The 19896-nt window shown below is 71.1% G+C and carries 21 protein-coding genes and 2 pseudogenes; 15 read left to right on the forward strand and 8 right to left on the reverse strand.

Translation table 11 applies throughout. The features are described 5' to 3' along the window. Positions 1-399 (forward strand): annotated as a pseudogene (locus H293_RS59655) (IS200/IS605 family accessory protein TnpB-related protein); the annotation flags it as partial. A gap of 464 nt (positions 400-863) precedes the next feature. On the opposite strand, the gene H293_RS60885 reads toward H293_RS59655, so the two are convergent. Beyond that, positions 864-1001 (reverse strand): NAD-dependent epimerase/dehydratase family protein, encoded by a 138-nt coding sequence (locus H293_RS60885; RefSeq protein ID WP_020124021.1) that lies wholly within the window; start codon positions 999-1001, stop codon positions 864-866. 204 nt (positions 1002-1205) lie between these two features. On the opposite strand from H293_RS60885, the gene H293_RS0143340 reads away from it, so the two are divergent. Then, positions 1206-1499, forward strand: coding sequence for a hypothetical protein (locus tag H293_RS0143340; RefSeq protein ID WP_020124022.1), 294 nt, complete (start codon positions 1206-1208; stop codon positions 1497-1499). 12 nt (positions 1500-1511) lie between these two features. Here H293_RS0143340 and H293_RS0143345 read toward each other — a convergent pair whose 3' ends face one another. From H293_RS0143345 to H293_RS0143355, 3 genes are all read right to left on the reverse strand, one after another. Next, complete coding sequence (locus tag H293_RS0143345; protein WP_020124023.1) at positions 1512-2162, reverse strand: hypothetical protein; 651 nt, start codon at positions 2160-2162, stop codon at positions 1512-1514. Between the two features lie 130 nt (positions 2163-2292). Further along, complete coding sequence (locus tag H293_RS0143350; protein WP_020124024.1) at positions 2293-2994, reverse strand: GntR family transcriptional regulator; 702 nt, start codon at positions 2992-2994, stop codon at positions 2293-2295. Positions 2995-3086: 92 nt separating this feature from the next. Further along, the gene (locus H293_RS0143355) at positions 3087-4442 is read right to left on the reverse strand and encodes an aspartate aminotransferase family protein (protein WP_028808718.1); all 1356 of its coding nucleotides are present in this window, start codon (positions 4440-4442) and stop codon (positions 3087-3089) included. 129 nt (positions 4443-4571) lie between these two features. Between H293_RS0143355 and H293_RS0143360 the strand changes: the two genes are divergently transcribed. The 4 genes and pseudogenes from H293_RS0143360 to H293_RS53305 all read left to right on the forward strand — a co-directional run bounded on the left by H293_RS0143360 (position 4572) and on the right by H293_RS53305 (position 7704). Next, positions 4572-5177: a type 1 glutamine amidotransferase family protein gene (locus H293_RS0143360; protein WP_020124026.1), complete on the forward strand. Its 606-nt coding sequence runs from the start codon at positions 4572-4574 to the stop codon at positions 5175-5177. Beyond that, on the forward strand, positions 5174-5632 hold the full coding sequence (locus tag H293_RS0143365; protein WP_020124027.1) for a MarR family winged helix-turn-helix transcriptional regulator: 459 nt from the start codon (positions 5174-5176) through the stop codon (positions 5630-5632). The genes H293_RS0143360 and H293_RS0143365 overlap by 4 nt, the downstream gene beginning before the upstream one ends. 57 nt (positions 5633-5689) lie before the next feature. Further along, on the forward strand, positions 5690-5947 hold the full coding sequence (locus H293_RS0143370; protein ID WP_020124028.1) for a hypothetical protein: 258 nt from the start codon (positions 5690-5692) through the stop codon (positions 5945-5947). A 124-nt stretch (positions 5948-6071) separates the two neighbouring features. After that, positions 6072-7704, forward strand: a pseudogene (locus tag H293_RS53305) (substrate-binding domain-containing protein). Positions 7705-7747: 43 nt separating this feature from the next. Here H293_RS53305 and H293_RS0143385 read toward each other — a convergent pair. Continuing rightward, positions 7748-8473 (reverse strand): SLATT domain-containing protein, encoded by a 726-nt coding sequence (locus tag H293_RS0143385; protein ID WP_020124029.1) that lies wholly within the window; start codon positions 8471-8473, stop codon positions 7748-7750. Between the two features lie 253 nt (positions 8474-8726). Here H293_RS0143385 and H293_RS0143390 point away from each other — a divergent pair, with 253 nt between their 5' ends. From H293_RS0143390 to H293_RS0143405, 4 genes are all read left to right on the forward strand, one after another. Next, on the forward strand, positions 8727-9068 hold the full coding sequence (locus H293_RS0143390; protein ID WP_020124030.1) for a YbaB/EbfC family nucleoid-associated protein: 342 nt from the start codon (positions 8727-8729) through the stop codon (positions 9066-9068). A gap of 79 nt (positions 9069-9147) precedes the next feature. Continuing rightward, positions 9148-9747, forward strand: a complete 600-nt coding sequence (gene recR / locus H293_RS0143395; RefSeq protein WP_020124031.1) for a recombination mediator RecR — start codon at positions 9148-9150, stop codon at positions 9745-9747. After that, positions 9740-10399 (forward strand): DUF5063 domain-containing protein, encoded by a 660-nt coding sequence (locus H293_RS0143400; RefSeq protein ID WP_020124032.1) that lies wholly within the window; start codon positions 9740-9742, stop codon positions 10397-10399. The genes recR and H293_RS0143400 overlap by 8 nt, the downstream gene beginning before the upstream one ends. 122 nt (positions 10400-10521) lie before the next feature. Next, positions 10522-10938, forward strand: a complete 417-nt coding sequence (locus tag H293_RS0143405; RefSeq protein ID WP_020124033.1) for an SsgA family sporulation/cell division regulator — start codon at positions 10522-10524, stop codon at positions 10936-10938. Positions 10939-10975: 37 nt separating this feature from the next. On the opposite strand, the gene H293_RS0143410 is transcribed toward H293_RS0143405, so the two are convergent. Next, positions 10976-11701, reverse strand: coding sequence for a sulfite exporter TauE/SafE family protein (locus H293_RS0143410; protein ID WP_033416452.1), 726 nt, complete (start codon positions 11699-11701; stop codon positions 10976-10978). Positions 11702-12037: 336 nt separating this feature from the next. Between H293_RS0143410 and H293_RS0143420 the strand changes: the two genes are divergently transcribed. The 4 genes from H293_RS0143420 (at position 12038) to H293_RS0143435 (ending at position 16564) form a co-directional block, all read left to right on the forward strand. Next, positions 12038-13315: an aspartate kinase gene (locus tag H293_RS0143420; RefSeq protein WP_020124036.1), complete on the forward strand. Its 1278-nt coding sequence runs from the start codon at positions 12038-12040 to the stop codon at positions 13313-13315. Then, positions 13312-14364 carry an aspartate-semialdehyde dehydrogenase gene (locus tag H293_RS0143425; protein ID WP_020124037.1) on the forward strand — a complete coding sequence of 351 codons (1053 nt, stop codon included), beginning with the start codon at positions 13312-13314 and terminating at the stop codon, positions 14362-14364. The genes H293_RS0143420 and H293_RS0143425 overlap by 4 nt, the downstream gene beginning before the upstream one ends. Positions 14365-14738: 374 nt before the next feature. Next, on the forward strand, positions 14739-15404 hold the full coding sequence (locus H293_RS0143430; RefSeq protein WP_078612869.1) for a SigE family RNA polymerase sigma factor: 666 nt from the start codon (positions 14739-14741) through the stop codon (positions 15402-15404). A 131-nt stretch (positions 15405-15535) separates the two neighbouring features. After that, positions 15536-16564 carry a serine-rich family protein gene (locus H293_RS0143435; RefSeq protein ID WP_020124039.1) on the forward strand — a complete coding sequence of 343 codons (1029 nt, stop codon included), beginning with the start codon at positions 15536-15538 and terminating at the stop codon, positions 16562-16564. Positions 16565-16643: 79 nt separating this feature from the next. Here the strand turns inward: H293_RS0143435 and H293_RS0143440 are convergent, their stop codons facing one another. Then, on the reverse strand, positions 16644-17453 hold the full coding sequence (locus tag H293_RS0143440; RefSeq protein WP_020124040.1) for an SURF1 family protein: 810 nt from the start codon (positions 17451-17453) through the stop codon (positions 16644-16646). Positions 17454-17496: 43 nt separating this feature from the next. Continuing rightward, complete coding sequence (locus H293_RS0143445) at positions 17497-17871, reverse strand: nuclear transport factor 2 family protein (RefSeq protein ID WP_020124041.1); 375 nt, start codon at positions 17869-17871, stop codon at positions 17497-17499. 151 nt (positions 17872-18022) lie between these two features. Between H293_RS0143445 and H293_RS0143450 the strand changes: the two genes are divergently transcribed. Continuing rightward, positions 18023-19837, forward strand: a complete 1815-nt coding sequence (locus H293_RS0143450; protein WP_020124042.1) for a S9 family peptidase — start codon at positions 18023-18025, stop codon at positions 19835-19837. The last annotated feature ends 59 nt before the right edge of the window (positions 19838-19896 follow it).

The following is a 19896-nucleotide window of genomic DNA, read 5'->3' on the forward strand; positions in this document are numbered from 1 at the left end:
GACCAGACCGACATCGCGATCATCGCCGTGGACCCGGCCTACACCAGCCGCTGGGGCGCCCAGCACTGGCAGAAGCCCCTCACCGGCACCACGCGCAAGACGACCCGCCACGACGCTGCCGCCGTGGCGATCGGACGACGCGCCCAGGGACACCCGATCCGGCGACGGACGACACCGCCCCCACACGACCGGAGTGATCGTGTGGGGCATCGGACCGTCCAGGCCGACCGGCGTGCCGCTGGGCGTGAGGAAACCCGCCCTCCCGTTCCCGGACCACGCACCGGATGCGTGCCGCCGGACCGCGGAGCGAACGCGGGCGACCAGAACGCCCAACACCGTTCGGGGCGTTCGGCTGAGCATGAATCCTGGCAACAGGACTCACTCCTGCCCAGTCTCTAGGAACGGTGAGGGACTGCGGGCCGCTCAACTCGTAGGTGGCCCCCGCGTGTTCGGCCGTCGAGGTCAGTGCCGGAGCCGCGATCTCCGCCAGGTCCGCCGGGTCGATGCTCGCCGCCGGGCGGTCCGCGAAGGGGATCGCCACCTCGTCGCCGGCCCGCAACTGCCCCGCCCACTGCAGGGCGTTGGACATGAAGCGGCCGGGGCGCAGCAGGGTCCAGGCGAAGCCGCGGGCCGGGTCGGTCACCGCCGCCTCCGCCGTCCGCTGCCAGCGGGCGATCGGGTCGTCGCCCGTCCCGCCGTCCAGGACAGCTTCACGACTCGGCTCACCCCCGCCCGATGCGCCGCCGCGGCGAGCGCGAGGTCGTGGGTGGGTTCGGGAGCCGTGCCCACCGCCTGCGCCGACATCAGGAAGACGCCGTCCACGCCCGCGAAGGCCGCCTCCAGGCTCGCCGGGTCCGCCGCGTCTACACCGCCTCGGCGCCCGCGGGAAGCCGGGCCTCGGCCGGCCGCCGGGTCATCGCGCGCACCGGCTCCCCGGCCGCCGCGAGCCGCCGTACCAGCTCGCTTCCCACATGGCCTGTCGCTCCGGTCACCAGGATCATCGCCGTCTCCCCTCATGGATGCCTCACGGATGCCTCATGGGCGACTCGTGGACGACCCCAGCCTGCGCGCGACGGCGGCGGCCGGCGTCGCACCGGGGGAGGCGGTGCGGCTGCTCCCGCGGGAGTAGCCGGGGAGAAATGTGGCATTCAGGCATATTCTGAGACCGTGCATCTCTGCCTGTCGATCTGGAGAAGGTGAGTGCGATGCGCGTACTGCTCAAGGTGTGCATGGACACGGAGAAGGCGAACGATGCCATCAGCCACGGCACCCTGCCGAAGCTGATCGAGCAGTCGATGGAGCAGATCAAGCCCGAAGCGGCCTACTTCACCGCCGAGGACGGCCAGCGCACCGCCTACCTGGTCTTCGACATGCAGGACAGCTCACTGATGCCGGTGATCAGTGAGCCGTTCTTCATGAACCTGGGCGCGAAGATCACGTACACCCCGGTGATGAACTACGACGACGTCCAGAAGGGCCTCGCCCAGCTCGGGCGTTGACCGTCGATCGCGTCAGCTGAAGATGATCATCGAGCCCTGGGCGAGACTCCGGGTCGCCGCCGCGTGCAGCCCCAGCCAGACATGGCGTTCGCGGGCGAAGGGACTGGGGTCGTACGGCGCGGGAACGGCCGGCTCCTCCAGCTCCGTGGGGGCGCGTGGCGGCTCGGGGGGCGCCGGCGGGTTGGCCGGGTCGATGCCGATCACCGGGGCCACGAACTCCAGCTCCCGCAGCAGGGCCTGAGAGGATCCCAACGGGCCACCGCCCGCGAGGAGTTCGTCGTTGGCCAGGGGATGCGGGAAGTCGACGGGGACGTACGCGCCCGCGTGGTCGTAGTGCCAGACCAGATGGGACTGCTGGGCCGTCGCCTCGAACATCTCCAGCAACTGCTCGTAGTCCCCGCCCAGTTCGTCCACGGGGGTGACCGGGAGCCCGCACACCTGGAGCAGATAGGCGCGGCGCAGGAAGTGCAGCGCGTCGTAGTCGAAACCGGCCACCGGGGCGACCTCGCCGGACAGTCCCGGCATGTACTGGTACACCGGCACCGGCGGCAACCCGGCCTCGGTGAGCACCTTGTTGTATTGCGCGAGTTCCTCGGCGAACGGGTTGTCCGGGGTGTGGCACAACACGTCGACAAGCGGCACCAGCCACAGGTCACAGGCCAAAAGACAGCTCCTCGGATACTCGCGGTGCGCGGATATCGTCACACGGTGGTCAGGGAAGGGTAGTCGCTGCGGCCCCGGGTCGGGGCCCCTTGTGCGGGTCGTGGTGGTCCCTTACCCCTGCCGGGGGCCGTCAGTCGGCGGTGAGGCCCTCGATGAGGGTCAGATAGTGGCCGTTGTAGGCGGTGAGGAGTTCGCGGGCGGCCGCGGTGTCCTGCCGGTACAGGGCGTCGGCGACCTCGGGGTGCGCGGACCACAGGCTGCCGCGCAGATCGGTGAGCCGGCGCAGGTGCTGGACCGTGCACACCCAGGTCTGCACGCGTAGCCGGTGCAGGAAGTCGGCGAGGTAGGGATTGCCGAACAGGACGCTCAGTTCGCGCCAGAAGCGCAGGTCGTAGCCGATCAGCACGGTCAGGTCGCCTGCGGCGGCGGCCCGCTGGGCCTCCTCGCCGCGCCGCCGTACGCCCGCCACGGCCGCCGCGGTACGGGGTTCGTCGAGCTCCTGGAGGATGCGGTGGCCGGCGTCGAGCGCCTGGAACATGCCGTCCGTGACCAGGCTGCGGGCCTCGATCATGCCGCGGAAGTCGTCGAGGGAGTACTCGTGCACATGGAAGCCGCGGTGCTGGTCGGCCTCCAGGAGCCCCTGCGCGGACAGGTCCACGAGGGCCTCGCGGACCGGGGTCGCGGAGACGCCGTACTGCTCGGCGATCTCCTTGACGGTGAACTCCTGCCCCGGCTGGAGCCGCCCGGCCAGTACCTCGTCGCGCAGCGCGTCCGCGATCTGCTGCCGCAGCGTGCTGCGGGTGACGGCACCGTTGCCGCTGCTGCCGGGCATGGTCGGGGCGCCTCTCTCGCGCAGGTGCAAATGGCGTGCTCGTACATATGTCTACGAGCACGCCACCTTACGCGTTCGGAGGCCGGGAGGATTTACTCCGTGTGTTCGTCCGCCACGCAGAGCGCGGTGTCCAGGGCGGCGAGCCCCTCCTTCAGCTCCGCCTCGCTGACGTTGCACGGCGGCACGACATGGGTCCGGTTCATGTTGACGAACGGCCAGATGCCCTGCTTCTTCGCGGCGGCCGCGAACGCGGCCATCGGGGCGTTCGCCTCACCCGCCGCGTTGTAGGGCACGAGAGGCTCGCGGGTCTCCTTGTCCTTCACGAGTTCAAGGGCCCAGAACATGCCCACACCGCGCACCTCGCCGACGCTCGGATGCCGCTCGGCGAGCTCCCGCAGCGCCGGCTCCAGGACGGCCGTACCGAGGTGCTTGGCGTTGTCGACGACCCCTTCCTCCGCCATCACGTTGATGGTCGCGACGGCGGCGGCGCAGGCGAGCGGGTGCCCGGAGTAGGTCAGCCCGCCGGGGTACGGCCGCTTGCCGAAGGTGTCGGCGATCTTCTGCGAGATGGCGACACCGCCGAGCGGCACGTATCCGCTGTTGACGCCCTTGGCGAAGGTCATGAGGTCGGGCGTGACGTCGAAGAGGTCGGCGGCGAACCACTCGCCGGTGCGTCCGAACCCGGCCATGACCTCGTCCAGGACGAAGACGATGCCGTACTTGTCGCAGATCTCGCGGACCCCGGCGAGGTAGCCGGGCGGCGGGACCATGATTCCGGCGGTGCCGGGGATGGTCTCCAGGACGATCGCGGCGACGGTGGCCGGGCCCTCGAAGGCGATGGTCGTCTCCAGGTGCTCCAGCGCCCGCGCGGTCTCCTGCTCCTCGGTCTCGGCGTAGAAGCGGGACCGGTACAGGAAGGGCGCCCAGAAGTGCACGACCCCGGCGGAGGCGCTGTCGGAGGCCCAGCGCCGCGGGTCACCGGTGAGGTTGACGGCCTGCTGCGTGCCGCCGTGGTACGAGCGGTAGGCGGAGAGCACCTTGGGCCGCCCGGTGTGCAGCCGGGCCATGCGCACGGCGTGCTCGACGGCGTCCGCGCCGGCATTGGTGAAGAAGATCTTGTCCAGGTCCCCGGGCGTCCGCTCGGCGATCAGCCGGGCCGCCTCGGAGCGGGCCTCGATCGCGAAGGCGGGCGCGAAGGTCGTCATCTTCGCCGCCTGCTCCTGGATCGCGGCGACGACCTTCGGGTGCTGGTAGCCGATGTTGGTGTAGACGAGCCCGCTGGTGAAGTCGAGATAGCGGTTCCCGTCGTAGTCCCAGAAGTACGAGCCCTCCGCACCGGCGACGGCCAGCGGGTCGATGAGCTCCTGCGCGGACCAGGAGTGGAACACATGAGCACGGTCCGCGGCCTTCACGGCGGCGCCGACCTCTGGGTGTGGCTGAGGGGTCATACGAGTGAGCGTAAATGTCCGCGATGCGGAAGCGGTATCGGCGTCCTGTCTGTGGACGGGGGCATTACGCGACAGGGTGTCCAGGGCCGAACGATTGACAGCCTACTGTCGAAATGACAGCATGTTGTCATGAATGCCAACCCCGTGCACCACGCCGTGTACGACACCTATGCCGACTGGGAGACGGGACACGCCACGGCCTACCTCGCCCGCGCCGGGTACGAGATCCGCACGGTCGGCCCGTCGCGCGAGCCGGTGACCTCCATCGGGGGCCTGCGGGTGCAGCCGGCATGCGCCCTGGACGACGTACGGCCCTCCGAGAGTTCCCTGCTGATCCTGCCGGGCGCCGACCTCTGGGACGCCGGCGACGACCTCGCCCCCTTCGCCCGCAAGGCGCGGGAGTTCCTCGACGCCGGGGTTCCCGTCGCCGCGATCTGCGGGGCCACCGCCGGGCTCGCGCGTGAGGGGCTGCTCGACGACCGGGAGCACACCGGCGCCGTGTCCTTCTATCTGGCGGCCACCGGGTACGGCGGCGGCGGGCGGTACGTCGACGCGGACGCCGTGACCGACGGCGGGCTGATCACCGCCGGACCCACCGAACCCGTCGCGTTCGCCCGGGAGATCTTCCGGCTGCTCGGGATCTACGAGGGCGAGGTGCTGGACGCCTGGTACCGGCTCTTCCACGACTCCGACCCGCAGGCCTACGCCGTGCTGGAGAAGGCGACCGCGCGGTGAGCCGGGAGCGGCAGGAGCTGCTCAGCCGCAGCGCGCTCGGGGTGTTCCGGCTCAACGGCCGGTTCCTCGCCGTCGCCGAGGAGCTGGCGCGCCCCGCCCATCTCACCGCCGCCTGGTGGCAGGTGCTCGGCGCGGTGCTCCCGGAGCCGCTCCCGGTCGCCGGGATCGCCCGGGAGATGGGCATCACCCGGCAGAGCGTGCAGCGGATCGCCGATCTCCTGGTGGAGCGGGGACTGGCCGCTTACCGGCCCAACCCCGCCCACCGGCGCGCCAAGCTCCTCGCGCCGACCGAGGAGGGACGGGCCGCCGTACGGCGGATCGGTCCGGGGCACGCGGCCTTCGCCGACCGGCTCGCGGAGGCCTTCGGGGAGGCCGAACTCGCCGAAGCCGTAGGGGTGCTGGAGCGGCTGTCCAAGGTGCTCGACCAGATCTCGACGGACGGCGGACGGACGTAGACACTGGTCTTCTGTCGCGCAGGTGTGCGGGCGCGCGGTCTCGGGGGAGGGCCTGCCATGGAGGAACACGGCTCCGCCGACCCGGCGGACGGCGAGGGACGGGGTCATGCCCGGGAGCGCCCCTCGCCCGGCACCTATCTGACGCCGTACCCGTCGGAGCCGGGCCCCTTGCCGGGGGACCGCAGCCGTGCCGTCACGCTGGCGCTCCTCGCGGTCGCGCTCGTGGTGGCGTTGGGTGCCGGCGGCTCGGTCTACGCCGTCCTGGACGACGAGAGTCCCGGCGCGGCGCCGACGGCCCCTCCTGCCTCGCCCTGAAGTCCCCGTCCGCGTACGTCGGTTGAACGTCACGCGAACTTCGCCTCACCGTCCCGCCGGGTCCGCTCGCACAGCCGTACGGTGGTCGGACGAGCGAACTGCGGGAGTTGCGGGGGCACCCACAGTGCAGTGGTGGAGCGCGGAGAACGTCGTGGCGGTGGGGACCGCCGTCCTCGGTGTCGTCGCGTCCGGGGTCATGGTCTGGTACGAGCGCAGGGTGCCGCGCCGCTGGGGGCACCGCCCACGCCCTTAAGGCGGTGGGGGAGGATCGGCTACCGCGTGCAGATGGACAACCGCGGTGGGGGAGGATCGGCTACCGCGTGCAGATGGACAACCCGATCGGCGACGACGTCCGGCGGGGCCGGGCCAACGTCAGACTCGGGCTCTTCGACGAGGCTCCCGACATGTCGGACGCCACCCTGGTCCTCCTGCGCATCGAGAACGACGGCTCGCAGGGCATCGACCGCGACGACTACACGGGCCCCGAACGGCACGGCCTGACCGCGGTGTTCAGCGACCGGACCGTGCGCGGGGTCTCGGTCACCCAGCCGATCGACACCGACCACCTCATGGACCACTTCACCCCGGAACGGGGCTTCGGCTACGAGGGCAACCGGCTGCGTGTTCCCCGTGTCCCCCTCAACCGCGGCGAGCACTACAAACTCCTCGTGCTGCTGTCCGGCGGTGACGTGGGCCGTCCGATCCGGATGACTGGCGGCATCCGGGAGGGCGAGGTGCACCCCAACCGCGCCACCCCGGACGAGATCCCGCCCGTCCTCAGCCCGGCGGCACGGATCTTCACCGGGCTGCTCACCCATCCGTCCTGGTCCTCGCCACGATCGTGGTCGCCCGCGACGACACCCCGCCCCCGCTCGGCTGCGAGACGGGAAGCCTCACGGTGACCGGCTCCACCGCCTTCGCCCCGGTGATCGAGACGCTCGCGAAGGAGTACGAGAAGGACTGCGAGGGCGCGGACATCACGGTCGAGGCGCGCGGCAGCGAGGCCGGGGTGGCCGGGCTCGGCGCCAGCGGTGCCCGCTCGGCGAAGGAGGCGCGGTCCGTGATCGCCTTCTCGGACGGTCCGATGGGCGACCGGCTGGGCCTGCACGGCGAGAAGATCGCCCTGTCGGTCTTCACCCTCGTCGTCAACGACGGCATCGATCTCGGCGCGCGCGGGCTGACCCGGGCCGAGGTGGAGCGCCTGTACCGGGGCGAGGTCGGCCGCTGGAGCGACCTGAACGCCTCCCGCCCCGCCGGCCTCCCGCACCTGCCCGGCCTGCCGGTCGTGCTGGTGAGCCGGGACGCGTACTCGGGCACCCGGCAGATCTTCCAGGAACGGGTGCTCGCGGGTGCCTGGGAGATGACCCCCACGACGTCCCTGGACTGCGACCCGGTGAAGGACAAGGCGGTGGCCGCGGCCGCGCGTTCCGCCGTCACCCGCTGCGAACTCGCCTCCACCGAGGACGTGCTGGACAAGGTCGCCGCCCAGCCCGGCGCCCTCGGCTACAGTCGAACTCACCCTGGCCACCGGTCACAAGGGAGTGCGCCGGGTGCCGCTGGACGGTGCGGCGGCCTCGGTCGACCACCTGGGCCGGTACCCCTACCGCGGTGTCGAGTACGCCTACACCTACCGTTCCCCGGCCCCCGGTTCCCTCGCCGCCGGCTTCCTCGCCTACCTCGACGAGGGCACGAGCCAGGACGTGATCCGGGAGCAGGGGCATCTGCCGTGCCTGCGGGCGGCGACGCTGTGCGACTGACGGGTTGTCCCGACGACCGCCCCGAGGGTCGCCCCGAGCCGGCTCACCGGGGCTCCGGCGGCCGCTGCCGGGGCATGTTCGGGCGGGCCGGCGGGCCCGGGGGGAGCGGGAAGCGTCCCTGAGCGCCCCCGGAGTCCTGGCGTCCCCCGGACGTCACCGCGCCCTGGATGCCCATCGGCGCGGACCCGTTGCGGAACTCCACGATCCAGTCGGCCGTCTCCACCCGGATCAGCTCCGTGACGTCCTCCGAGAAGCGGCGCAGGACGCCCAGGCAGCGTTCGGTGGCCTCGGCGGCCGTGCCCTCCGTGGGGCCGAGCACCTCGCGGACGCTCTCCGAGGCCCAGTCGAACTGGAGGGCCTGGAGGCGCCGCTGCACGGCCTGCGCGGTGGCCACGTCCCTTATCCAGCCGGAGGTCACACCGAAGAAGCGGTCCACGGCCACGCAGGCCACCGCGAGGAGCAGGGCGAGATAGCCCCAGGGTGTGGCCCCGGCCCCCACCACTCCCGTCAGCCCCAGCAAGGGCAGCACGGCCCCGGTCACCGCCCCCACCGCGGCCCCGCCCCGCAGGGCCCGCGCACAGCGCCGTTTGCCCACCCGGTCCGCGAGATACCAGGACGCCGTCTCCAGCGCTCCGTGCTCCACCCACCGGTACAGCTCGTCCAGCCGTACGGCGGGCTCGCCCCAGTCACCGAGCGGAAACGTCCGCCCGGCCAGATCGGCCCGTCCGTCCTGAGGCGGGCCCTCGGGCTGCATCTCCGGCTGACCCACCCGGCGCTCCCTACTGATCGGTCACCCTGCGTGACGCCTGATGCTGATGTGCGGGGATCCTTCCTACCGCCCAATGGGTGGCGAAGGGGGTGCTTTGGTTGCTTTTCCGCTCGGAAGAGGGCCTTGATCAGGTATAGGACTCCAGGCCGACTCACTCGAAAGAGTGCTGGGGCGACGCCCGTCCCGACCACGTAGGCTCGTGCCAGGGAGGAAAAACCTCGCCCGCACAGCCGTACCGACACAGGAGCTGATCGTGATCCCCGGTGGTGGCCAGCCCAACATGCAGCAGCTGCTCCAGCAGGCCCAGAAGATGCAGCAGGACCTGGCGAACGCGCAGGAGGAACTCGCCAGGACCGAGGTCGACGGCCAGGCGGGCGGCGGTCTGGTGAGGGCCACCGTCACCGGTGCCGGCGAACTGCGTGCGCTGAAGATCGACCCGAAGGCGGTGGACCCGGAGGACACGGAGACCCTCGCCGACCTGATCGTGGCGGCCGTACAGGCGGCGAACGAGAACGCGCAGACGCTCCAGCAGCAGAAGCTCGGCCCGCTCGCCCAGGGCCTCGGCGGCGGCGGCATCCCCGGGCTGCCCTTCTAGGAGGGGCCCCGTCTATCTAAGGCGGGTGTCGGCCAACTAGCGTACGTACCGCAAGGAACCCAGGAAGGACGGCAGTCCGTTGTACGAAGGCGTGGTCCAGGACCTGATCGACGAACTGGGGCGGCTGCCCGGCGTCGGTCCCAAGAGCGCCCAGCGGATCGCCTTCCACATCCTCCAGGCGGAGCCGACGGACGTACGGCGTCTCGCGCAGTGCCTGATGGAGGTCAAGGCGAAGGTCCGCTTCTGCGCGACCTGCGGCAACGTGGCGCAGGAAGAGCTGTGCAACATCTGCCGCGACACCCGCCGCGACCTCTCCGTCATCTGCGTGGTGGAGGAGCCGAAGGACGTGGTCGCGATCGAGCGCACCCGGGAGTTCCGTGGCAAGTACCACGTGCTCGGCGGCGCGATCAGCCCGATCGAGGGCGTCGGTCCGGACGACCTGCGGATACGAGAACTTCTCGCGCGGTTGGCCGACGGGACGGTCACGGAGCTGATCCTGGCCACCGACCCGAACCTGGAGGGCGAGGCCACAGCGACGTACCTCGCCCGCATGATCAAGCCCATGGGCCTCAAGGTCACCCGCCTGGCCAGCGGCCTCCCGGTGGGTGGCGACCTGGAATACGCGGACGAGGTGACCCTCGGCCGCGCCTTCGAGGGGAGACGACTTCTAGATGTCTGACGCCGCACTGCACGAGACCGCCCAGGACCCCGACGACTTCGCGGTCCAGATCGCCGACCAGGTCGAGAGCTTCCTGGTGGCCGTCATGGAGGTGGCGAAGGGCGACGAACCCGACTCCGCCGTCCCCTTCCTGCTCCTGGAGGTCTCCCAGCTCCTGCTGGCCGGCGGCCGCCTGGGCGCCCACGAGGACATCGTCCCCGACGAGCGCTACGAGCCCGACACGGGCCCGGACGCCGACGTGGACGAACTCCGCGAGAACCTGGCCCGGCTGCTGGAACCGATCGACGTCTACTCCGAGGTCTTCGACCCCTACGAGCCCCGTAAGGCGCCGGTCCCGGCCCGTATCTCCGACGACCTGACCGACGTCATCACCGACCTGCGCCACGGCATGGCCCACTACCGCGCGGGCCGCACCTCGGAGGCCCTGTGGTGGTGGCAGTTCTCCTACTTCTCCAACTGGGGCTCCACGGCGTCCGCGACCCTGCGCGCGCTCCAGTCGATCGTGGCCCATGTCCGCCTGAACCAGCCCCTGGAGGAGCTGGACGGGCTCGACACCGACCAGGCGATGGGTGACGAGACGCTGGAGATCGAGGCGGGCAGGGTGATGGTGGAGGAGATCGCCGGTCCGCTGGGGCTGCACCAGCCCAAGTAGCGCCCATGTGACGGGTGTCATACGAGGTGGCTTCCAAAGCGGCGTAATGCGCGGGCACCTGGGGTGGTCTCACTGCACAACGGCCACACCCGGCCCGTGTCCCCGCCGACTTGGAGCCCCTCATGCACGTCACCCTCCAGCAGCCGACAGGCGCCCGCCTGATCACGGCCACGGGCCAGGAGCTCGCGATCCCGGCGACCCTGCGCTTCACCTCCGCCGACCCGCCGGCCGTGCACATCGACTTCCCGCCGCATGTCACGGTCGACGGCGAGGTCACGACGTGGACGTTCGACCGGGTCCTGCTGGGCGAGGGACTGCGGGCGCCGGCCGGCATCGGCAACGTCCGTGTCCGCCCGGCCGGTTCGGCCCACACCTATGTGGAGTTCCACGCCGCGCAGGGCGTCGCCGTCCTCAGATTCGTCACCGCGGACCTGACCCGCTTCCTGGCCCGCACGTACACGGTCGTCGCCGCGGGCGAGGAGACCGTGGGAGCGGAACTGGACCACGGGCTGGTGGCGCTGTACGGGGGGCGGGTGTGAGCCGCGGGTCGGGAGGCGCTCCGGGTGCGGGGACCGCTCACAGTGCCCACAGTCCCTTTCCGACGGCCGTGATCCCGCCCGTCAGGGCCAGCAGCAGGACGAGCAGACGGGCCCGCTTCTCCGGTATCCGGGATGCCAGCCCCCTGCCGATCAGTCCGCCCGCTCCCATCGCCGCGATCACCAGCACCCACTGGGACCCCCGCAGTCCCGGCACCCCGTTCGACGCCACCGAGAACGCGTTCACGATCACGCCGTAGAACATCGCGTTCGGGACGAACTCCCGTACCGTCCAGCCCGCGTTGACGGCGTAGAGGGAGAAAGGCGGGCCGCCGACCCCCGCCGCGGAGTTCATGAATCCGCCCGCCGCGCCCGCGAACACGGCACCCCGGGTGTCGCGCAGGGCAGCCACTCGGGCGCCCCGCATGACGAGCAGGACCGCCGTCGTCACCAGGGCACCCATCACCAACAGGAGCCAGGGCTGGGGGAGTCGGTGGGTCACCCAGGTGCCCGCCGGGACCGTGCAGGCCGCGGCCGCGCACAGCGGCACCATCGCGCGCGGCCGCACCAGGCGCCGGCCGCCGGCCAGCCCCACCAGACAGATCGCCCCGGCCGCGCAGTTGGCCAGGACGACACCTTGTGCCGGGCCGAGCAGCAGGATCAGCGCGGGTACGGCGACCAGGGCGAAGCCCATCCCCGTCAGCCACTGCACGCAGGAGCCCAGCAGCACGATCACCGTCAGAAGCACATCCGCCGTCACGGTCATGGTGTACCTCACCGCGCGGACGGACACGACGGGTGAACGCGGTCGTACTCCTTGGGCGCCAGCGGCACCTTCTCGCCGTCGAGACGGACCCGCGCGCGCTGATCACGATGATCGGCACGTCACCGCGCTCGCGCAGCACCTCGCACACGTGGAAACTTGATTCACTGTTGTCACAGGGCTCCCACACGGCCATGTGACGCGGTGCACTTTTCCCGAGGTCCGCGAATGGGCATGCGCTGACCTGGGCGTCCGAATCTCACGATGCGATACCGCGGAGGTGGATTTCGGGCGCTCGTTAAACTGAGCCGACACACACGGACTGAGCGAGGAGCGCACGTGGGCCTTGTCGTGCAGAAGTACGGAGGCTCCTCCGTAGCCGATGCCGAAGGCATCAAGCGCGTCGCCAAGCGAATCGTCGAAGCGAAGAAGAACGGCCACCAGGTGGTCGTCGTCGTTTCCGCGATGGGCGACACGACGGACGAGCTGATCGATCTCGCCGAGCAGGTATCTCCCATGCCTGCCGGGCGTGAGTTCGACATGCTGCTGACCGCCGGGGAGCGTATCTCCATGGCGCTGCTGGCCATGGCGATCAAAAACCTGGGCCACGAGGCCCAGTCCTTCACCGGCAGCCAGGCCGGCGTCATCACCGACTCGGTCCACAACAAAGCCCGGATCATCGACGTCACGCCGGGCCGTATCCGTACGGCCCTCGACGAGGGCAACATCGCCATCGTCGCCGGCTTCCAGGGCGTCAGCCAGGACAAGAAGGACATCACCACGCTCGGGCGCGGTGGCTCCGACACCACGGCCGTCGCGCTCGCCGCCGCCCTCGACGCCGAGGTGTGCGAGATCTACACCGACGTCGACGGCGTGTTCACCGCCGACCCGCGGGTGGTGAAGAAGGCGAAGAAGATCGACTGGATCTCCTTCGAGGACATGCTGGAGCTCGCCGCCTCCGGCTCGAAGGTGCTGCTCCACCGCTGTGTGGAGTACGCCCGTCGCTACAACATCCCGATCCACGTCCGGTCGTCCTTCAGCGGGCTGCAGGGCACGTGGGTGAGCAGTGAGCCGATCGAGCAAGGGGACAAGCAGGTGGAGCAGGCCATCATCTCCGGTGTCGCGCACGACACCTCCGAGGCCAAGGTCACGGTCGTCGGCGTGCCGGACAAGCCGGGTGAGGCCGCGGTGATCTTCCGCACCATCGCGGACGCCGAGATCAACATCGACATGATCGTGCAGAACGTCTCCGCCGCCTCCACCGGGCTGACGGACATCTCCTTCACGCTCCCCAAGGCCGAGGGCCGCAAGGCCATCGACGCCCTGGAGAAGAACAAGTCCGGCATCGGCTTCGACTCGCTGCGCTACGACGACCAGATCGGCAAGATCTCGCTCGTGGGCGCCGGCATGAAGACCAACCCGGGCGTCACGGCCGACTTCTTCACCGCCTTGTCCGACGCCGGTGTGAACATCGAGCTGATCTCGACCTCCGAGATCCGTATCTCGGTCGTCACCCGCGCCGACGACGTGGCCGAGGCCGTGCGCGCCGTGCACAGCGCGTTCGGGCTCGACTCCGACAGCGACGAGGCCGTGGTCTACGGAGGCACCGGCCGATGACCGTACGTCCGACGCTCGCGGTCGTAGGCGCGACCGGGGCCGTCGGCACGGTCATGCTCCAGATCCTGTCCCAGCACGCGGACATCTGGGGCGAGATCCGACTGATCGCCTCCCCGCGTTCGGCCGGCCGCAAGCTGGCCGTGCGCGGGGAGCAGGTCGAGGTGGTGGCCCTGTCGGAGGAGGCCTTCGACGGGGTCGACGTCGCCATGTTCGACGTACCGGACGAGGTGGCCGCGCAGTGGGCGCCGGTCGCCGCCGCGCGCGGTGCCGTCGTCGTGGACAACTCCGGCGCCTTCCGGATGGACCCGGACGTGCCCCTGGTGGTGCCCGAGGTCAATCCGCACGCGGCCCGGATGCGGCCGCGCGGGATCATCGCCAACCCCAACTGCACGACCCTCTCCATGATCGTGGCCCTGGGCGCGCTGCACGCCGAGTTCGGGCTGCGGGAGCTGGTGGTGTCCTCGTACCAGGCGGTGAGCGGCGCGGGCCGGGCCGGCGTCGAGACCCTGAGGCGGCAGCTGTCCATGGTCGCGGGCACCGAGCTCGGCACGCACCCAGGTGACGTACGGCGGGCCGTCGGCGACCACACCGGGCCGTTCCCGGAGCCCGTCGCCCTCAACGTCGTACCGTGGGCCGGTTCCCTGCGCGAGGACGGGTGGTCCTCGGAGGAGATGAAGGTGCGGGACGAGTCCCGCAAGATCCTGGGCCTGCCCACGCTGCCGGTCGCCGTGACCTGTGTGCGGGTCCCGGTGGTCACCGTGCACTCCCTCACCGTCCACGCCCGCTTCGAGGGCGAGGTCACCGTCCGCAAGGCGCGCGAGATCATCGCGACCGCCCCCGGGGTCGTCCTCTTCGACGATCCGGCGGCCGGGGAGTTCCCCACCCCCGCCGACGTCGTCGGCACCGATCCCACCTGGGTGGGGCGGGTCCGGCGGGCCCTCGACGACCCCACCGCGCTCGAACTCTTCGTGTGCGGGGACAACCTGCGCAAGGGTGCCGCGCTCAACACCGCGCAGATCGCGGAGCTCGTCGCCGCCGAGTTCGGGTGACGTCCGTCCGCCGCCGGATCTGTCGTACGCAGTTGTGCGTACCGGAAAAGTCCTGGCCATGGCCGGAACCCTTTGTAGGATCTGTGTGCGACATGTGGTGCGACTAATGGTCCGTACCACTTGATCCCGGCGCCTGGACGTCCGAAGATTTTCCTCCCCGCTCTCCGCAACCGTGCGAAGGGCGGGGAGCGTCTTTGCGAACGCCCTTTCAGGGGCGCGGGGATGCTTGCGAGGCGTGGGGACGCCTCGGCCATTCAGGACACAGGGGAAGAGCGGGTAGGCATGAGCGCGTTTGACGCACGGTCAGTTGTGCTGCCTGAGAGAAGATGGACGGCCGCGTACAACCCTCACCGGGGTGAGCGTGTCCAACTGTCGTGGCTCAGGTACTCGACTTCCCTGCCGCGCCGAGCGGCGCGGCTGTCCTCCGGCCCCGCAGGCCCGGGGCGCCCGGTGGCATGCCGGTGATCGCGCCCATGCCCGCAGCGCGGCCCGCCCGCATACCCAGTCAGCGTGACGGAGCCGAGTTCGCCGAGGACACCGCGGCAGCCGGAACCACCGTCGACCACCTCACCGAGACCTACCGGGCGCACTACCGCTCCCTGCTGGGACTCGCGGCCCTCCTGCTCGACGACACCGCCTCCTGCGAGGACGTCGTCCAGGAGGCGTTCATCCGCGTCCACTCGGCGCGCAAACGCGTCCGCGACCCGGAGAAGACGCTCGCGTACCTGCGCCAGACGGTCGTCAACCTCTCCCGCTCGGCCCTGCGCCGGCGCATCCTCGGACTCAAGCTGCTGTCCAAGCCGATGCCCGACATGGCGAGCGCCGAGGAGGGGGCCTACGACCAGCTGGAGCGCGACTCGCTCATCAAGGCCATGAAGGGCCTGCAGCGCCGCCAGCGCGAGGTCCTGGTCCTGCGCTACTTCGCGGACATGACCGAGGCCCAGGTCGCCGATACGCTCGGCATCTCGCTGGGCTCGGTGAAGGCGTACGGCTCCCGCGGGATCGCCGCCCTGCGGGTCGCGATGGAGGAGCCGGTGTGAGCGGCGAGGGTGATTCCGAGGGACGGCGCCACGAGCCTTACGCGTGGCATGAGCCGACCGGGGAAGGCAAGCACGAGCCGACCTGGGCGGCGCGGCAAGAGCACAAGCAATCGCACGCTGGGAACGGAACTGTGAATCAGGGCCCCGACGATCTGAGCTCCACGGGGGAGTTCGACTCGGACGAGCTGGCACTGCGACGACTGCTGCACCAGGCGGTCCAGGAGATGGAGCCGCGCGACGGCACCCTGGACCATCTGCGCAAGGCGGTGCCCGCACGACGGGCACGCAAGCGGCAGGCCGTCGTCGGCATGGCGGCCGCGGCCCTCTTCTTCGGGACCGCGATCCCCGCCGTCGTGCACGTCTCCTCCACCGGCACCAGTGCCAACACCTCCAACGCGGGGCACACCTCCCAGATGCAGGGCGGCGCGGGCCAGGGCAAGCAGGAGAACGGCGGCGAGTCCACCTCCGGCGGCTCCGCGGGCAAGACCGAGGACAAGGGCAAGGGCGGCTCGAAGGACCAGGACAAGGGCAAGACCGCGGGCGCGAGCACCGGCGCGAGCAGCGGCACCGACCCGTCGGCCACGACCTCCACGAGCGCAGCGGTCTGTACGGCCGCCCAGCTCGGCACCCCCACGGCGAGCACCGCCGTGCCCGACGCCTCCGGGACGGTCTACGGCACGTTCCACGTCACCAACGGCTCCACCGCCGCCTGTACGGTCACGGGGCCCGGCATCGTGACGACGAGCGCGCAGGGCGCGGCCGACAGCAGCAAGATCGGCGCGCTCCGGCACGTGTCCGGTGACGCGGCCTCGGCCGGGCTGCCCGACCCGTCCCAGGAGGTCTCCCAGCTGGTGCTCCAGCCGGGCTCCTCCTACGACGTGAAGTTCGCCTGGGTGCCGTCCGAGACCTGTCCCACCTCGGAACCCTCGACCGACCCCAGCCCCGATCCCTCGACCTCCCCGGACACCTCCACCAGCGAGGGCTCCTCCACCGGCGGCGACACCGGCACCTCCACCCAGCTCCTCACGGAGGGCGGCACCCTCGACGGCAGCGTCCTGGTGACGAACACGGCGGAGGGCGGCGGACCGTCGGTGTCCACGACCGTGTCCAACGCGTGCGCGGGAGTCGTGTACTGGACGGGCGTGCTCCCGTCGTCGTGAGGGGCGGCGCGGCCCCGGCGTGAACGGGCCTGGCGTGAACGGGCCTCGACGGGCGAAGAGCGTCGGGTGACGCCCGGGTTCAGGCGGTCGCCGTCTCCTGGGACTGCTCCTCGGACCGCTGCCCGTAGTCGTCCGGGACGATCCCCAGCTCCGCGTCCCGGATGGACTCCACCTCGCGGCGCACCAGACGGAACCACATGAAGACCACGAACCCGGCGAAGACGAACCACTCGCCGGTGTAGCCGAGGTTCTGGAAGGCCTTGAGGTCCAGCCCGCTGTCCGCGGGCGCCGTCGCGGGCACCGCCTTCATCCCGGAGTCACCGGTGTTGAGGGTGACCCACGCGTCGTACACGCCGTACGGCACCAGGTTGATCAGGGAGGCCGCGCTGATCGCCGAGGTCTGCCCGGCCGGAAGCCCGCCCCGCGCACTGACGCCGTTGTCCCCCGGGGTCTCCGACCCCTGGAGCGCGCCGGTCACGGTGACCTCGCCCTTCGGCGCGGCCGGGACCTTCGCCGGGTCGGGGGTGCCCGGCAGCCAGCCCCGGACCACCGGCAGGGCCTTGCCGCCGTCGGTGCGCAGCAGCGTCAGGACGTAGTACCCCTCGTGGTCGTCCACCTGCCGGTCGGGGACGAGCAGCTGCTTGTCGTACCGGCCGCTCGCGGTGACCTGCTTGCCGGAGGTCGCCTTGTCCACCGGCAGCAGCTCGGCCAGCGGCCGCGCGGCCTCCCGCTCGTCGGTGACGACCGACTGCTTCGCGTCCCGGCTCTCCGACATCCGGTCCTCGAACCGGCTCAGCTGCCACGACCCCAGGAAGATGCAGAACGGGATGGCGAGCAGCACGAAGACGTTGATGCCAAACCAGCGAGGTGTCAGCAGAAACCGGTACACACTCCCACGGTACGGGGCCGCTCCTGGGCGCCGGGGCGCGGGGTCAGTAGCGCTCGCTGAGGTGGTCGCGCCCCGCCGGGGGCTCGTACGGCTCCGGCCAGAAGTCGGTGACGGTGGCTATACGGCCGCTGCCGTCCCCGGTGAAGAACGAGATGCCGTACATCTCCTCCAGACCCACCGTGACGTGCACCCAGGTGACGACCTGGCCCGGCTCGGCGACGATCCGCTCCGTCCGCAGATGCCAGTCGCCCGGGTACTCGCGGTTGAACTCGACGTACCGCTTTCGTCCGCTGACGCGCTCGCGGGTCTGCGGCAGGGTGTAGACGACGTCCTCGGCCAGGGTGTCCGCGAACGCGGTCCAGTCGCGGGCCTCGGCGAGGGCCCAGAAACGCTCCACGGTCTCGCGCAGATCGGTCATGGGGACGAGTCTGCACCCCGCCACTGACAACGGGCCCGGGACGGCCCTTCCGACCTGGTCGCACCGGGTTCGGGTAAGCGGCTGGTAGAAGTTTTCCACAGGCTGGGGACCTCGTCTGCGGATTGTCTGTGAGGGCAGGCAGTATGGGGTCATGACTGAGAGCAACGGGTCCGCCGCGGCCGAGCGGAACGACGAGATGCCGGACTGGGAGAAGCGCTTCCGGGCGCCCCGGGTGTCGCTGCCCGACTGGGCGGAGGACGCCCCCGACCGCTCCCTGTTCGTCTCCAACGCCACGGGGACGTACGAGCTGTACGCCTGGGACCGGGCCACCGGCGTCCAGCGGCAGGTCACGGACCGGCCCAACGGCACCACGGACGGCGTGCTCTCCCCGGACGGCGCGTGGATCTGGTGGTTCGACGACAAGGACGGCGACGAGTTCGGCGTCTGGCGCCGCCAGCCCTTCGAGGGCGGCGCGGACGAGCTCGCCGCGCCGGGCCTGGACGCCTCCTACCCGGCGGGCGTGGCCCTGGGCCGGGACGGCCGTACGGCGGTCGTGGGCCGCTCCACCGACGACGAGGGCACCTCCATCCACCTGGTGCGCACCGGCGAGGAGCCGGTGGAGATCTACCGGCACCGTGAGTCGGCCGGCGTCGGCGACCTCTCCCACGACGGCTCGCTGATCGCGATCGAGCACACCGAGCACGGCGACGCGATGCACTCGGCGCTGCGCGTGGTGCGTCCCGACGGCAGGGCGGTCGCCGAGCTCGACGACACCCGGGGCGGCACCGAGGAGCTGGGCCTGGAGGTCCTGGGCTTCGCCCCGGTCGACGGCGACACCCGGCTGCTCATCGGGCATCAGCGGCGGGGCCGTTGGGAGCCGCTGGTGTGGGATGTGGCCACGGGCGAGGAGACCGACCTCGCCCTGGACCTGCCCGGTGACGTGGGCGCCGAGTGGTACCCGGACGGCACGGGCCTGCTCATCGCGCACAGCTTCGAGGCCCGCAGCGAGCTCTTCCGGTACGACCTGGAGAGCGGCAAGCTGGAGAAGGTCCCGACCCCGCCCGGATCGGTCTCCGGGGCGACGGCCCGCCCCGACGGCAGCGTGGAGTACCTGTGGTCCTCGGCCGCCGAGCCGTCGGCGGTGCGCTCGACGACGGGCGAGGTGGTCCTGGACCCGCCGGGTCTGAAGTCCCCCGGTTCGGTGCCGGTCCAGGACGTGTGGGTGGAGGGCCCGGGCGGCCGGATCCACGCCCTGGTCCAGAAGCCGGCGGGGACCACGGGACCGCTGCCGACGGTCTTCGACATCCACGGCGGCCCGACCTGGCACGACAGCGACTCGTTCGCCGCGGGTCCGGCGGCGTGGGTGGACCACGGGTACGCGGTCGTCCGGGTCAACTACCGCGGCTCCACGGGCTACGGGCGCGAGTGGACCGACGCGCTGAAGCACCGGGTCGGCCTGATCGAGCTGGAGGACATCGCGGCGGTGCGGGAATGGGCGGTCACGTCCGGCCTCGCCGACCCCGGCCGTCTGATCCTCACGGGCGGTTCCTGGGGCGGCTATCTCACACTCCTCGGCCTGGGCACCCAGCCGGACGCGTGGGCCCTCGGGATCGCGGCGGTGCCGGTCGCCGACTACGTCACGGCGTACCACGACGAGATGGAAGCGCTCAAGGCGATGGACCGGACACTGCTGGGCGGCACGCCGGAGGAGGTGCCGGAGCGCTTCGAGGCGTCGTCGCCCTTGACGTACGTGGACCAGGTGAAGGCCCCGGTGTACATCTCGGCGGGCGTCAACGACCCGCGGTGCCCCATCCGCCAGGTCGACAACTACGTGAAGCGGCTGGAGTCGAGGGGTGCGGTGCACGAGGTGTACCGGTACGACGCGGGTCACGGCTCACTGGTGGTGGACGAGCGGATCAAGCAGGTGCAGCTGGAACTGGACTTCGCGGAGAGGCACTTGGGATAGGCACGAGCGTGGGTTGGTGCGGGTGCGGGTGCGGGTGCGGGTGCGGGGTCGCGGGGGCC

It is taken from the genome of Streptomyces canus 299MFChir4.1 (assembly GCF_000383615.1).
Classification (GTDB): domain Bacteria; phylum Actinomycetota; class Actinomycetes; order Streptomycetales; family Streptomycetaceae; genus Streptomyces; species Streptomyces canus_C.